Source organism: Gilvimarinus sp. F26214L (assembly GCF_054401055.1).
Genome location: NZ_JBTIYG010000009.1, coordinates 60,244 through 74,453, shown reverse-complemented (window position 1 = coordinate 74,453; position 14,210 = coordinate 60,244). Strand labels below are relative to the sequence as shown.

At 58.6% G+C, this 14,210-nt stretch carries 15 protein-coding genes and 2 tRNA genes; 8 read left to right on the top strand and 9 right to left on the bottom strand.

The features are described 5' to 3' along the window. Window positions 1-163: 163 nt before the first annotated feature. The 3 genes from ACURWW_RS11615 to ACURWW_RS11605 form a co-directional block, all read right to left on the bottom strand. Window positions 164-240, bottom strand: a tRNA-Pro gene (locus tag ACURWW_RS11615). Between the two features lie 141 nt (window positions 241-381). Further along, window positions 382-1,221 (bottom strand): tetratricopeptide repeat protein, encoded by an 840-nt coding sequence (locus ACURWW_RS11610; protein ID WP_445616824.1) that lies wholly within the window; start codon window positions 1,219-1,221, stop codon window positions 382-384. A gap of 145 nt (window positions 1,222-1,366) precedes the next feature. Beyond that, window positions 1,367-1,648 carry a DUF503 domain-containing protein gene (locus ACURWW_RS11605; protein WP_445616823.1) on the bottom strand — a complete coding sequence of 94 codons (282 nt, stop codon included), beginning with the start codon at window positions 1,646-1,648 and terminating at the stop codon, window positions 1,367-1,369. A gap of 187 nt (window positions 1,649-1,835) precedes the next feature. Here ACURWW_RS11605 and ACURWW_RS11600 point away from each other — a divergent pair, with 187 nt between their 5' ends. From ACURWW_RS11600 to queF, 4 genes are all read left to right on the top strand, one after another. Then, window positions 1,836-2,297, top strand: a complete 462-nt coding sequence (locus tag ACURWW_RS11600; RefSeq protein WP_445616822.1) for an Hsp20 family protein — start codon at window positions 1,836-1,838, stop codon at window positions 2,295-2,297. Between the two features lie 148 nt (window positions 2,298-2,445). After that, window positions 2,446-3,378: an ABC transporter ATP-binding protein gene (locus tag ACURWW_RS11595; RefSeq protein WP_445616821.1), complete on the top strand. Its 933-nt coding sequence runs from the start codon at window positions 2,446-2,448 to the stop codon at window positions 3,376-3,378. Continuing rightward, a complete protein-coding gene (locus tag ACURWW_RS11590) occupies window positions 3,375-4,148 on the top strand; it encodes an ABC transporter permease (protein ID WP_445616820.1) in 774 nt (257 codons plus the stop codon). The genes ACURWW_RS11595 and ACURWW_RS11590 overlap by 4 nt, the downstream gene beginning before the upstream one ends. A 35-nt stretch (window positions 4,149-4,183) precedes the next feature. Then, window positions 4,184-5,014: an NADPH-dependent 7-cyano-7-deazaguanine reductase QueF gene (queF, locus tag ACURWW_RS11585; RefSeq protein WP_445616819.1), complete on the top strand. Its 831-nt coding sequence runs from the start codon at window positions 4,184-4,186 to the stop codon at window positions 5,012-5,014. A gap of 8 nt (window positions 5,015-5,022) precedes the next feature. Here the strand turns inward: queF and ACURWW_RS11580 are convergent, their stop codons facing one another. Further along, window positions 5,023-6,339, bottom strand: coding sequence for an adenylate/guanylate cyclase domain-containing protein (locus ACURWW_RS11580; RefSeq protein ID WP_445616963.1), 1,317 nt, complete (start codon window positions 6,337-6,339; stop codon window positions 5,023-5,025). A gap of 612 nt (window positions 6,340-6,951) precedes the next feature. Here ACURWW_RS11580 and ACURWW_RS11575 point away from each other — a divergent pair. Continuing rightward, a tRNA-Ser gene (locus tag ACURWW_RS11575) sits at window positions 6,952-7,039 on the top strand. Window positions 7,040-7,247: 208 nt separating this feature from the next. On the opposite strand, the gene bfr is transcribed toward ACURWW_RS11575, so the two are convergent. Next, window positions 7,248-7,718 carry a bacterioferritin gene (gene bfr, locus ACURWW_RS11570; RefSeq protein ID WP_445616818.1) on the bottom strand — a complete coding sequence of 157 codons (471 nt, stop codon included), beginning with the start codon at window positions 7,716-7,718 and terminating at the stop codon, window positions 7,248-7,250. 157 nt (window positions 7,719-7,875) lie between these two features. Further along, entirely contained in the window at window positions 7,876-8,079 is a 204-nt protein-coding gene (locus ACURWW_RS11565; protein ID WP_445616817.1) for a bacterioferritin-associated ferredoxin, read from the bottom strand. Between the two features lie 301 nt (window positions 8,080-8,380). On the opposite strand from ACURWW_RS11565, the gene ACURWW_RS11560 reads away from it, so the two are divergent. Beyond that, window positions 8,381-8,983, top strand: coding sequence for a peroxiredoxin (locus ACURWW_RS11560; RefSeq protein WP_445616816.1), 603 nt, complete (start codon window positions 8,381-8,383; stop codon window positions 8,981-8,983). Window positions 8,984-9,127: 144 nt separating this feature from the next. Here the strand turns inward: ACURWW_RS11560 and rnt are convergent, their stop codons facing one another. Both rnt and pyrC read right to left on the bottom strand, forming a co-directional pair. Beyond that, window positions 9,128-9,820 carry a ribonuclease T gene (gene rnt, locus ACURWW_RS11555; RefSeq protein WP_445616815.1) on the bottom strand — a complete coding sequence of 231 codons (693 nt, stop codon included), beginning with the start codon at window positions 9,818-9,820 and terminating at the stop codon, window positions 9,128-9,130. Between the two features lie 4 nt (window positions 9,821-9,824). Further along, window positions 9,825-10,859, bottom strand: a complete 1,035-nt coding sequence (pyrC, locus tag ACURWW_RS11550; protein ID WP_445616814.1) for a dihydroorotase — start codon at window positions 10,857-10,859, stop codon at window positions 9,825-9,827. A gap of 218 nt (window positions 10,860-11,077) precedes the next feature. Here pyrC and ACURWW_RS11545 point away from each other — a divergent pair, with 218 nt between their 5' ends. Then, window positions 11,078-12,301, top strand: a complete 1,224-nt coding sequence (locus ACURWW_RS11545; RefSeq protein ID WP_445616813.1) for an argininosuccinate synthase — start codon at window positions 11,078-11,080, stop codon at window positions 12,299-12,301. On the opposite strand, the gene ACURWW_RS11540 is transcribed toward ACURWW_RS11545, so the two are convergent. Then, window positions 12,294-12,536: a hypothetical protein gene (locus ACURWW_RS11540; protein ID WP_445616812.1), complete on the bottom strand. Its 243-nt coding sequence runs from the start codon at window positions 12,534-12,536 to the stop codon at window positions 12,294-12,296. The two genes, ACURWW_RS11545 and ACURWW_RS11540, sit on opposite strands and share 8 nt — an antisense overlap. A 206-nt stretch (window positions 12,537-12,742) precedes the next feature. Between ACURWW_RS11540 and ACURWW_RS11535 the strand changes: the two genes are divergently transcribed. Next, window positions 12,743-14,128, top strand: coding sequence for a spinster family MFS transporter (locus tag ACURWW_RS11535; protein ID WP_445616811.1), 1,386 nt, complete (start codon window positions 12,743-12,745; stop codon window positions 14,126-14,128). The last annotated feature ends 82 nt before the right edge of the window (window positions 14,129-14,210 follow it).

Here is a 14,210-nt window from a genome sequence, read left to right as displayed (position 1 = left end):
GTCGGAGCGGCCGGAATTCACTCGGGCCATCCCTGGCCCTCGCCCTGCGGGCAGCCTTCGGCTGTGCCAAATGGCTGTCCTGCCATTTGGTGAACCGAGGTCTGAGAACAAACCCAGCCACCCCGAACACAAAAAACCGCCACGAGGGCGGTTTTTTTGTGTTTGGTCGGAGCGGCCGGATTTGAACCGACGACCACCACACCCCCAGTGTGGTGCGCTACCAAACTGCGCTACGCTCCGATTTTTTGTCTTCGCGGAGCTGGGTTCGGCTCGTGGCGAAGAGGGCGGAATCATACCGAAAAAGCGCTCAAATGCAAGTCGCTGACGCAGGAACTTGCTCTGCGGAGCCGGTGGCGGGGCGGCCTGCAGGGGGGCGTCCGTTTATCGCGACTTCTGCATTTCCCGAATCAATTGGGCGAACGCGCGGCTCAGTTCCGTGGCGACTTCCTCGTTCTGGACAATTTGTAGCCAGGGAGCTGAAGTCACCGGATGCAGGAGCCAGCAACTGCCGGTGGTGCTCTGACAATCATGATCCACATAGGGGTTTATCCCGTAAACCGGGAACCGGTCTTCCGTGAAGGGTTCCGTGTCCGCGCCCCGCCGATTCATGGAGACTATCTCGCCGCGGTCGCTGATGTGGATGCGGTGGCGGGTCGGTGTACCCATCCGGCTGGCGGCGATGATTCGCTGGTCGCCGTAGGCGTAAAACTTGAGGAGATTGTTGATGTGCAGGACCAGGGCCTCGGTAGGCTTCTCCGTCTCGTAGAGGGTTTTAAGTTCCTCAAGGTGCTTGTCCTTGTCGTCCGACCAGCGGATGTCCGCCGTGCGCTGGGAGGTTTCGACCGCCGGCTGCTGGCTTACACCACTGCGTCGGCGCTCAATCTGCGTGATGAGGGCGAGGGCCTCGCGGTAGTAGTCTCCGTCGGCGCCCACGCCATCCACGTAGCGCTCCAGGTGGCTGCGGGCATTCTCGAGCTCGTTATTCTGCTGCAGAATTCTGGCGTAGAAAAAATCAAACTCCGGCGGCAGCCTCACACCCAGCCCCCGTGCGCGGTCCAGGTGCCCCTCGGCCCGATCAAAGTCATTGGCGGCGATGGCGTCCTGGGCGGCCATGATCAGCCGGTCCGCCTCGTGGCTGGGCTTAAGGGCACTCTGGGCCAGAGGCGCCGCCAGCAGCAGACTGACCGCGAGCAAATAGGGCAGCACGATGGAACGCGTCACAGGGAGGGCCTCCTTGGTCGGTAATCGGAGTCGCGCCGGAGCGCGGCTATGGTGTTGAGAGCTCGGCCGGAAAAGGATTGTTCCATCGGAACCCGTGCTCATCCATGAGTATAGCCGGGCGGTGCGCTGAGTCTGCTGAAACAGATCACAACCATTCCCGGTGCACATCCAGGACCACCGCGTCCAACTCGCTGTTGGCGTACTGGTCGACAGCGGAAAATATGCGGTCGATCTGTGCCCGGTCCTGGCTCAGGGAAAGAAAGGTCCATTCGGCCTGGTCGAGCACGTCGTGCTTGCCGCTTTCGCTCACCGCCAGGTTGCTCAGCTTGCCGAAGCGGTCGCGCATGCCGCGCAGCCGACCGCGTTTTTCCTTGAGGGAGCGACAGCCGGGGAGTTGAAGGCTGAGTGAAAGCAGGCCGATGTGCATGACGTAACCCCATGTTGGTCGAGAAAGAGGTAATGCCTCGCGGTGTGTCGCCGGTGCTGAAGCGGGACTTGAAAAGCACCCCTGCGGCCCCATTTATCCAACAGACTGATCTGCAGACAGTGGAAACGAGGCTTGATTCGGTGAATGAGCCTTACAACGTTATATTGCTTATCTTGAGGATATAATCATGCAAACTTTTGATTTTGCACCGCTGTACCGCAATTCTGTCGGTTTCGACCGTATGTTCAGCCTGCTCGATAGCCTGAACAAGTCGGACCCTGCAGGCAAGGGCAACACCTACCCGCCCTACAATATCGAGTTGACCGGTGAAGATCAGTACCGAATTACCATCGCAGTGGCCGGTTTTGACCAGTCGGAACTGGAGATCGAGGCTGAACAGAACAAACTGCTGGTGCGCGGGCGCAAGGCGGAGAAGGAGGGCAGTCGCTACCTCCACCGGGGCATTGCGAACCGCAACTTCGAACGCCGCTTTGAACTGGCGGACCATGTACGCGTGGAGGGGGCCCGGTATGAACATGGCCTGCTGCACATAGAACTGGTGCGGGAGCTGCCAGAACGGATGAAACCGCGTACCATTGCCATTACCACGGACAAGGACCCGACCGAGGTCAGCCGAGACGCGGCCTGAAAAGAGCCAGGGCGCCCGGGGAGTACCCGGTCGCCCACCATGAACTAACAACCGATTGGCCCAAGAGGTTTCACCTCTTGGGCTTTGTCGTTTGCAGCCAATCACACTCCGCTATCGCGGACATTCGAATCGAGACTAACGGAAGCCCATGTCACCCGCTCTGTCCATCCAGAACCTGACCAAGACCTACGGCAGAAACTTCGAGGCCCTCAAGGGCATTGATCTGCAAGTTCAGCCGGGTGATTTCTTCGCCCTGCTCGGTCCCAACGGGGCCGGCAAGTCCACCACCATCGGGATCATTTGCTCACTGGTCCGGAAGACCTCGGGCAAGGTGGCGATCTTTGGCAAGGACATCGACCTGGATTTCGCCGGAGCCAAGGCCTGCCTGGGCGTGGTGCCCCAGGAATTCAATTTCAATCAGTTCGAAAAGGTCGAAGACATCGTCGTCAATCAGGGGGGCTACTATGGTTTGCCGCCCCGGCTGGCCCGTGCCCGTGCGGAAAAGTACCTGCGTAAGCTGGGGCTGTGGGACAAGCGCAGCGAGCCTTCCCGCAGCCTTTCGGGCGGTATGAAGCGCCGGTTGATGATCGCCCGTGCCCTGGTGCACGAGCCCAGGCTGCTCATTCTGGATGAGCCCACCGCGGGGGTCGACATCGAACTGCGCCGCTCCATGTGGCAGTTCCTGCAGGAAATCAATCAGGCGGGGACCACGATCATTCTCACCACCCACTATCTGGAAGAGGCCGAGAGCCTGTGCCGAAACGTGGCCATTATCGACCAGGGTAAAATAGTGGAGAACACCAGCATCCGCTCTCTGTTGCAGAAGCTTAACCGGGAGGTCTTTATCCTCGACACCCGGGAGGCGCTCGGTGACCAGCTGCATATCCCCGGCTATCAGGTCCATCGACTGGACGATCACAGCATGGAAGTGGAGGTGGAGAAGGGGCAGTCCCTGAACCGGCTGTTCGACAGTTTGTCCGCCCAGAACGTGCAGATTACCAGCATGCGAAACAAGGCCAATCGCCTGGAGGAGCTGTTTGTTTCCCTGGTGGAAACCGGACGGGGAGGGGAGGCCGCATGACATTCCAGCAACAGCTCATCGCGCTGCTCACCATCACCCGCAAGGAAGTCAAACGCTTCACCCGGATCTGGATGCAGACGCTGCTTCCGCCGGTGATCACGATGACACTCTACTTCATCATTTTCGGCACCCTGATCGGATCGCGGATCGGTCAGATGGGCGGCGTGGATTACATGTCCTTTGTGGTACCGGGCCTGATCATGATGTCAGTGATCACCAACTCCTATTCCAATGTGGCCTCGTCTTTTTTCAGCACCAAGTTCCAGCGCAGCATTGAAGAGATTCTGGTTTCGCCCACACCCAACTACGTCATCCTGCTCGGCTTCGTGCTCGGGGGCGTATTCCGGGGGCTGGCGGTGGGCTTCATCGTCACCGTGGTATCGCTGTTCTTTACCGACCTGCAGATTAACCACCTGGGTATCACCGTAGCCGTGGTGGTGCTCACCGCGGTGCTGTTCGCCATTGCCGGCTTCATCAACGCGCTGTTCGCCCAGAGCTTCGACGACATCAGCATTATCCCCACCTTCATTCTCACTCCGCTGACCTACCTCGGCGGTATCTTCTATTCCATCGACATGCTGCCGCCGCTCTGGAGCTGGGTCTCCCAGGCGAACCCGGTGCTCTACATGGTGAATGCCTTCCGCTATGGAATTCTGGGGATTTCAGATATCAACGTGGCAGTGGCGTTTGGATCGATTTTTGTTTTCATCATCGTCTTTGCGACGCTTGCCCTGACGATGTTGCAGTCCGGTCGGCGCCTGCGGGCCTGAGTCGGCCGGCTTGAAATCATCAATGAGTGACTTCCATGGACCTTCCTTCCTCCGTCTGTGACAGCCCCCTGGGCAAGCACAGCGAGTACCCCACCACCTACACGCCATCCCTGCTGAGTCCGATTCCTCGTGCGGAGTCCCGGCAGGCTCTCGGCATTGCCGGACAGTTGCCTTTCAGCGGTGTGGATGTGTGGAACGCCTACGAACTGTCCTGGCTGGATCCCCGTGGAAAGCCGCGGGTTGCACTGGGCCGCTTCGCGTTCCCCTGTGATACGCCCCATCTGATTGAATCCAAATCCTTCAAACTTTACCTGAACTCCTTTAACCAGACCCGGATCGGGAGCGAAGCGGAGCTGGTCAGAATGCTGGAAGGGGACCTTGGTCGTGCGTCCGGCGGCAGCGTGCAGGTGGAAATACTTCCGTTGGACCACCCAGGTGGACAGGTCATGCGCGGGTTCGATGGCGAGAACATCGACGCTGTGGATGTAGAGGTGGGCATCTACCAACTGGATCCCGGCTTCCTGCACATGGATGCCGGTGCAATGGTGAGCGAAGTCCTGTGCAGTGATCTTCTGAAGAGCAACTGTCCTGTTACCGGCCAGCCGGATTGGGCCAGTGTTCGGATAAGCTACCATGGACCGCGGATCGACCGCGGTGGCCTGTTGAAGTATCTGATTTCCTTCCGGGAGCACCGGGACTTCCACGAGAATTGCGTGGAGCGGATATTTCTCGACATCAGCGAACGCTGCAGACCGGAGCGGCTGACGGTCAGCGCCCACTACACACGCCGGGGCGGACTGGATATCAACCCCCATCGCTCCAATTGCGGGGAACAGGCGCCGCAGATCCGGTTGCCGCGACAGTAGAGTCGAAGCTAAACGATGATCTTGTCCTTCAGGCGCTCCGCCGCGTCCTGCAGACAGCGAATGACCTTCTCCTTGTCATAGTTGCGGATTCGCTCCATGTCCAGGTGCATGGAAAAGCCATCGGTATTCTGTTCGAAATAGCTCTGGTTCTTGCCCAGGTGCTTGCGAAGATCCACCACCTGATACACCTGAATCGGCTGGCTGAAGCCCTTGACCTGAATGTCACCCTTGTCCCGGCACATCACAATGTCCTTGATCAGTGACCAGGTCTCGTAGGAGATCAGGATCTCGCCGGGATCGGCGGCGGTCTCGAGCCGGCTGGCGAGATTGACGTGGGTGCCGAGCACTGTGTAATCCAGGTGATCGGAGGTGCCGAAAGTGCCCACCGTGCAGTAGCCGGTGTTGATGCCCATGCGAATTTGCAGGGGCTTGCGAATTCCCTTCTTGAACCAGTCGTGCTGCAGCACCTTCATGCGCTTCTTCATTGCGATGGCCATGGATACGCAGCGGATCGCATCGTTCTTGGCGCCCTGACTCTGGGGGTTGTCCCCGAACACGATCATGACACCGTCCCCCATGAATTTGTTGACCACACCGCCGAACTGGGTGGCGATCTTGGTCATCTCCGTGAGGAAGCTATTGAGCAACTCAGTCAGCGTCTCCGCTTCCAACTCTTCGGACATCTGGCTGAAACCCTTGATGTCTGCGAAGAAGATGGTCAGTCGCTTGCGTTCCGTGGCCAGCGCCCGATCGCGCCCTTCATTGATGGCATTCCAGACCGGAGGCGGCAGGTAGCGGGACAGCTTGTAGGCGCGCAGCTTGTGCAGGTGCTGCTCGCTTTTCAACTGCTCCACCTTCATGCTCAACTTGCGGAAGCGCGTGTAGGTGTACAGGGCGTAGGCACAAAAATAGGTGGTGATGCCGATCAGGCTGGCGGCACTGATCTCCAGATTGTCGCTGAAGACCCAACTGGGCCGATGGATGAGCAGGGAAGCCATGACGCCGCATAGGAGGGCTAGATTATCCCCGGCCCACTTTCTGACGCCGCCCTGAAGCAGGGCGTTGAATTGCACCATGGTGACGAACAGGATGGACGGCAGAAGGCTGAAATCGATCAGGTTCAGGACTACGCCCACCAGAGCGGCATCCCCGTAAGTCAGCCGCTCGGCGATGACCTCCGCCTTTTCCGAGCGAATACAGCGGGTGACGGCGTAGCTGCCCCAGGTGTAACCCAGCAATAAAACGATCACGGCCGCCGCGATGGGGTTGATGTGGGGCCATTCCATGTCGGTGGCGAGGGTACCGGCCGCCGCGAAGCAGATCAGCGCCCGGAAATAGAACTGATATAGGGAAACCTGGAGCTTCCCCGGTTGCTCGGGCTCTGCGGAGAAAGCCTTGCCGCGCCTGCGTGGATCCCCAAGGGCAGGGCTGCTGATTGGTGTGGGGGTGGACAACGTTCAAACCCTCTTGCACAACGCTATTGGGGGCTCTGTCCGGTTGACACCCCAATTGCCCGCGCCCGGCACGGATGAGAACCCGCCGGGGCGTCTGGCAGCTTTTGTTATGTTCCTGGCCAGAATGTCGACCAGTAAGCCTTTTTTCTGAGCACCCATTCTATACCAAGGCCGCGCTTCGGTTCACAATTCCGGGCTGCGGGATGTGTTTTCCCCTGCTCAGAGGTGGTTTATCGCGCCACTCCCTGCCAAAGCTTCCTAGTATGGTACAAAGTGACACAATTCGCGAGCCACCTGCGAACCAGTTCATTTTTTGCACATGCATGTCCGCCTCTGAGCCAGCCACTCCAGAGCCAGGGTTTTCGATTGCGTTCCGCCAGTCACTTGTGTACAGTTAGCGCCCCTAATTTGGAGCGACGCACCACGCATCGCTTCAACGCAGTAAAGGGCGCGCCCCCGGGCCACCGCCATTTACTCCAGTCCGGTGAGGTGTCCGAGTGGTTGAAGGAGCACGCCTGGAAAGTGTGTAAGTCGAAAGGCTTCGAGGGTTCGAATCCCTCCCTCACCGCCATACAGAGAAGCCCCGCAAATGCGGGGCTTTTTTGTATGGGGGTGAGGGATGATCTGATTTGAACCCTCCCGGTTCGACAAATCGCCGGGAGCGATTTGGACCGCGTTAGCGCCCCCGCAAGGGGGTGAGGTGCATGGGCGCCGAAGGGTAGTTGGGTGTGAGTAGGTTGGGTTAAGGCCGAAGGCCGTAACCCAACGCTTGCGGGACCTTAGCTGTCCATCTTGGCTTGCAGGTAATTCTGAAGCCCCACTGCCTTGATCAGCCCCAACTGGGTCTCCAGCCAGTCCACGTGCTCCTCTTCGGATTCCAGAATCTCCTGCAGCAGGTCCCGGCTGCCGAAATCCCGAACGGACTCACAATAGGCAATTCCCTCGCGCAGGTCCGGGATGGCCTGCATCTCCAGCTTGAGGTCGCATTCCAGCATTTCCTGGGTATTCTCGCCGACCAGCAGCTTTCCCAGGTCCTGAAGGTTCGGGAGCCCTTCCAGAAACAGGATGCGCTCTATGAGCTGGTCCGCATGCTTCATCTCATCAATGGATTCTTCGTACTCATGTTCGGCCAGTTCTTTCAATCCCCAATCCTTGTACATGCGCGAGTGGAGAAAGTACTGATTGATGGCGATTAGTTCGTTGCCGAGTACTTTGTTGAGAATTGCTATTACCTTGCTGTCGCCCTTCATTACCTGTCTCCCGATTGGCCTGGTGGTGCCTGAATCTGTGCACGGAAGCCCGTGCCGCGGATTGCGTTGTTCTGGTCGGGATTATAACGGATGGGGGCGGGCAGGTCTTGCGGCTTGGGGAAGGCACCGCGGCACGCGAACGGCGCCGCGGTGGGGGTCACGCTGCGGCGTATGGGAGGAGCGCCGCTTCATTGAGCTCGGATACAGTTTCCTCGAGGATCTCCCGAGCGAGGCAGGCGCACTGGCCGCACTGGCTGGACACCCCGAGATTCTCCTGCAGGTCCTCCATGCTCGCCGAGCCTTCGTGGACCGAAGCCTTGATTTCGCGGTCGGTGATGCCATTACAGAGACAGACGTACATGTTGAGCGAAACTTCCTCGAGTTGATGTTGAGTGAAGTCTAGGAAGAATGAGAATGATTGTCAAACATGGATGCGAAGAATTCGTATTTCCATTGACCGGTCCCGATAGGTGCGGTTCAATGGATTGATATGGAAAATCAATGAGTAAGATTGCAAGCAGTGGGGTACCATAGCGCCTCCCTATCAGGCGCAGATAAATTGATTAAATTTTTTTCAATTTGCCTGAGATTCTGCCGGTGAGAGGCCGGCGTGCTAGTTGAGCACTTCTTTCGTGGACTTAAACCCAAACAGGAGAAACAGTATGAGTGTACTTGTTGGCAAACCCGCTCCGGACTTCACTGTGCCTGCAGTGCTTGCCTCCGGCGAGATCGTGGATGAATTCACCCTGTCCGAAGCCATCAAGGGCAAAAAGGCTGTGGTGTTCTTCTATCCGCTGGACTTTACCTTTGTCTGCCCGTCGGAGCTGCTGGCTTTTGACCATCGCATCGAAGAGTTCAAGAAGCGCAATGTGGAAGTGGTTGGCGTTTCCATCGACTCTCACTACACCCACAACGCCTGGCGGAACACCCCCGTGGATGCCGGCGGCATCGGACCGGTTCAGTACACTCTGGCTGCCGACATGACCCACGACATTGCCAAGGCCTATGACGTTGAATCTCCCGGCGGCATGGCGTATCGCGGTTCATTCCTGATCGATGAAGACGGTCTGGTGCGTCATCAGGTGGTCAACGATCTGCCTCTGGGCCGCAACATCGACGAAATGCTGCGCATGGTGGATGCCCTCGCCTTCCACCAGGAGCATGGCGAAGTGTGCCCCGCCGGTTGGAAAGAAGGCGACAAGGGCATGAAAGACACTCCGGAAGGTGTGGCTGCGTATCTGAAAGAGAACGCCGGCAAGCTGTAAGCTTCGGGCGGTTCTCCGGGGTCGGCTCAAACGAGAAGACCTGCCAAAAAACCCTGGCTTCGGCCGGGGTTTTTTCGTTGGTTGGTCGTTGGATGGACAGAAAAGGAGATAAGGGACGCCGAGGCTCTGCCGGCCGCGCTTTAGTTATTCGGCCGGGCCACCAACCTTTGTGCCAGCGCCGGTCAGCGGCCATCCGCCCAACTCCTGCCAGCGATTAACGATACGACAGAACAGCTCGGCGGTTCGCTCTGCGTCGTAGGCGGCGGAGTGCGCGTGGCTGTTGTCGAATTCGATTCCCGCCAGCTGGCAGGCGCGTGCCAGCACCGTGTGGCCGAATGCGAGACCCGCAAGGGTCGCCGTATCGAAGCATGAGAATGGGTGAAAAGGGTTGCGCTTGACGTTACACCGTTTGACCACTGCATTGATGAAGCTGAGGTCGAAGTGGGCGTTATGTCCGACCACGACGGCGCGGTTGCAGCCACTGTCCTTGATTGCGGTCCGGATGGGGCGAAATAACTCGTTGATCACGATGCTTTCGGGCTGAGCCGGCACTTCGCGGAACTCCAGGTCAATGCCCGTGAAGTCCAGGGCGGCCTGTTCGACATTGGCTCCCTCGTACGGCTCCACATGGAAGTCGAAAAGCTTGTCCGGGTGGAGGAAGCCCTGCTCGTCCATGCGGAGCGTGACCGCGGCAATTTCAAGCAAGGCATCCGTGGCGGGGTTGAAACCGCCGGTTTCCACGTCGATAACCACGGGTAAAAAGCCGCGGAACCGCTGGGCCATCAGGGTGGCCTCTTCGGTGGAGGACTCATCGGAATTTATCTTCTGTCCCGTCATTCGCTTATCCACGAACCGTCCAGCGCAGGGGCTCCCCAGCGCCCAGCGGAGTAAGTTTCTCATCCCCAAAAGGCAACTCGGCCGGGGGCTGCCAGTCCTGTCGTACCAGCGTGATGGAGTCCCGGTTGCGTGGCAAACCGTAAAAATCCGGCCCGAAGTGGCTGGCAAATGACTCCAGCCTGTCCAGGGCGCCGGCATCCTCGAAAACCTCGGCGTACATCTCCAGCGCGGCGTGGGCGGTGTAGCAGCCGGCGCAGCCGCAGGCGGCTTCTTTTTTGGCTGTGGCGTGGGGCGCAGAGTCGGTGCCCAGGAAGAACCTGGGGTTGCCGCTGGTGGCTGCATCAATCAGGGCGCGCTGGTTCTGCATGCTCTTGAGAATGGGCAGGCAGTAGTAATGGGGCCGGATGCCGCCGGCGAGCAGGGCATTGCGGTTGTATCGCAGGTGGTGCGCGGTGATGGTCGCGGCCACATTGGAGCCCGCGTTGCTCACGTAGTCCACTGCGGCTGCGGTGGAGATATGTTCCAGCACGATTTTCAGCTCTGGAAATCGCTCAACCAGCGGGCGCAGATTCCGCTCAATGAAGACTTCCTCCCGATCAAAAATGTCCACATCGGCGTCGGTCACTTCTCCGTGCACGAGCAACAGGAGCCCGGCCTCCTGCATGGCTTCCAGTGCCGGGTAGCAGTTTTCGAGACGGGTAACGCCTGAATCCGAGTTGGTGGTTGCCCCGGCCGGGTAGAGCTTGCACGCTACCACTCCGGCGCGTGCGGCGTCCCGGATATGCTCGGGAGTGGTGTTATCGGTCAGATAGAGCACCATCAGCGGCTCGAAGCCGCTGCTGCCTGGTAAGGCCGCTTCAATCCGGCGCCGGTAAGCGATGGCTTGTTCGGCGGTGGTGACCGGCGGAACCAGGTTGGGCATGACGATGGCGCGGCCGAAATAGCGGGCGGCATCGGGCACCGTCAGCGTGAGGGCGGCACCATCGCGCAGATGGATGTGCCAGTCGTCGGGTCGGGTGATGGTCAGCGTTTCGCTCATGCCTTGGTGTTCGTTCGATGGAAGAGGAGGCGCATGCTACCGAAAAAGCGCGTTAAAACACAGGCCGGGGGCCGAAAGGAGGCTGTTCTTTTTGAAATCTTCGGGGGTTTACCGCTACAATTCGCGCCTGCTGTTCCACCTGCCAATCGGCAGATTTCATCTCTTCCCAGCGTCGCGCGCACATTGGTCGTCGGCCCTGTTCATCATGGGAGCACTTCATGTCGTCCATCAAGAAAGTGGTTTTGGCTTATTCCGGCGGACTGGATACCTCGGTCATCGTCAAATGGCTTCAGGAAACCTATCAGTGCGAGGTGGTCACCTTCACCGCCGACATCGGCCAGGGCGAGGAAGTGGAACCAGCTCGCGCCAAGGCCCAGGCTCTGGGTGTCAAAGAAATCTACATCGATGACCTGCAGGAAGAGTTTGTCCGCGATTTTGTGTTTCCCATGTTTCGCGGTAACGCCATCTACGAAGGCGAGTACCTGCTCGGGACTTCCATCGCCCGTCCCCTGATTGCCAAGCGCCTGATCGAAATCGCCAATGAAACCGGTGCCGATGCCATCGCGCACGGCGCCACGGGCAAGGGCAACGACCAGGTGCGCTTCGAACTGGGCGCGTACGCCCTGAAGCCGGGCATTCGCGTGATTGCTCCCTGGCGGGAGTGGGACCTTACCTCCCGCGAAACCCTGATGGCTTACTGCAATCAGCATTCGATCCCGGTGGATTTTTCCAGCAGCAAGAAAAAGTCCCCCTATTCGATGGACGCCAATCTCCTGCACATTTCCTATGAGGGGGATCTGCTGGAAGATCCCTGGAATGAAGCGGAAGAGGAGATGTGGCGCTGGTCGGTAAGCCCGGAAGCCGCTCCGGATCAGCCCACCTATATGGAGCTCCGCTACGAGCGTGGCGACATCGTGGCCATTGATGGTCAGGCCATGAGTCCGGCTCAGGTGCTGCGGCATCTGAACAAGGTTGCCGGTGAAAATGGAATCGGTCGCCTGGACATTGTGGAGAACCGTTACGTGGGCATGAAATCCCGGGGCTGCTACGAAACTCCCGGCGGGACCATCATGCTCCGAGCCCACCGGGCCATCGAGTCCATTACACTGGATCGGGAAGTGGCGCATCTCAAAGACAGTTTGATGCCCAAGTATGCCGAGCTGATCTACAACGGTTACTGGTGGAGCCCCGAGCGGCACATGTTGCAGACGGCCATCGACGAGTCCCAGCAGGTGGTCAATGGCGAGGTGCGGCTCAAGCTCTACAAGGGTAACGTGATCGTAGTCGGTCGCCGTTCCGCTGATAGTCTGTTCGACAGCACCATCGCCACCTTCGAGGACGATGCCGGCGCTTACGACCAGAAAGATGCGGCGGGCTTCATCAAACTGAACGCTCTGCGCATGCGCATTGCCGCCGACAAGGGCCGCAGCCCCCTCAAGTAACGCCTTTCCCCTGGTCACCGCCACCATTGGTGGTGACCCCTTTCTTTTCCTGGGTCATTCCCGTATCTGTCGCGCTCCCAGGTGCCTGATGGAAGTGCCCAGCCAATTGTGATTTAATCCAGACGCGCCCGGCGATTTTGGCGGGTGCAGAAGTGAAACCATAAGCACGCCCGCAGGCGTTGAATAATTCAAGAGAAGGTCGATCAGACACGATCACCACCAGCAGCGATGGCAATGCAGGTTGTTTACCAACAGCTTGCCAGCCAGTTTCTTGTCAGCATCAACCGGTAGGACGATTGTGGAATCAGGGCACCTCGTCAAACTTCCCCGCCGAATGTTCTCGTCCATTCATTATTTGGCTTTTACGCTATTTAAGCATTCCCGGTAAATACCGACAGGTGTCGCTGTGCCCAGGGTGGATCAGCCGATGGAGATAACAACATGAGTGCAGACCAAGTCGAGATGACTTCAGGAGAGAAGAACGTGGATGAGGAGAAGATTCCCTATCCCAAGGAGGCCTATGCCTGGTATGTAGTAATGATCCTGATGATCGTCTACATCTTCTCCTTTATGGATCGGCAGATTCTCGGGCTCCTCGTCGGCCCTATCAAGGCGGACCTGGACATCAGCGATACCCAGATGAGTTTGCTGATGGGTTTTACCTTTGCATTGTTCTACACAATCTTCGGAATTCCCATCGGCCGCCTCGCAGACAGTAAGAACCGGGTCGGAATCATTGCAATTGGTCTTGCTGTATGGAGCCTGTTCACCACCGCATGCGGCATGACTTCACGCTTTTTTACTCTTGCCCTGGCGCGTATGGGTGTGGGGGTCGGCGAGGCGGCGCTGTCTCCTTCGGCTTATTCGCTGATTACCGACTACTTCCGCCCCCATCGGCAGGCGCTGGCAATCAGCATTTATGGTGCAGGGATATATATCGGGTCGGGCCTTGCCTACGTCCTGGGTGGGTATGTAGTGGGCTTTACCGCCGGTGCGGAAACCGTGGATCTACCGGTTGTGGGCGCAGTGAAGCCCTGGCAATCGGTGTTCTTCATGATCGGGGTCCCGGGGCTGATCTTTACTCTCGCTCTGCTGACGGTCAAGGAACCCGTGCGCCGTGGCCTGAAAAAAACCGGCAACGCGGCCAAGGCGGTTTCAGTGCCCATCCGCGAGGTGATGGGCTATATCAAGGACAACTGGTGCACCTTCTTCTTCCACAATGTCGGCTTCGCCCTCTGTTCGTTCATCTCCTACGGCAGCACACAGTGGATTCCCACCTTTCTCAATCGCACCTATGAATACCCGATTCGGGATGCGGGAATCTTTTACGGCTACATCGTGATGTTTTTTGGGACCGCTGGAATTATTTTTGGCGGCTGGCTCGCAGACCGTTACACCCAGCGCGGCTACAAGGACGCACGCATGCGTTCCGCGCTGACCGCGGCCCTGCTGCACATTCCATTCGGCATCCTGTTTCCGCTGATGCCGAACGCACAGATGGCCCTGGTGTTGCTGTGCGGCGCGGTATTCTTCGCCGCCATGCCCTTCGGGGTGGGGCCTGCGGCCATTCAGGAGATGATGCCCAACCGCATGCGCGCGCAGGCTTCAGCGGTGTATCTGTTCGTACTGAACCTGATCGGCCTCGGCTTCGGCCCCTCTGCGGTGGCCTTGAGCACGGATTACCTGTTTGGCAGCGAGAGTCAGCTTTATCTGTCGCTGGTCCTGGTGAGCACCGTGTTCGGTGTGGTGGCTTCCATCCTGCTGTACCTGGGGATGCGTCACTTCCGCGCCAGCATGGAACACCTGGAGAAATGGAAGAATACCTGAGGAATGAGGTTGGAGGGCTGCCGAGCGGCGGCCCTCATTGCTCCGATGGTCGAAGGAGGCTCCCGTGGAGCCCAGGCCCATC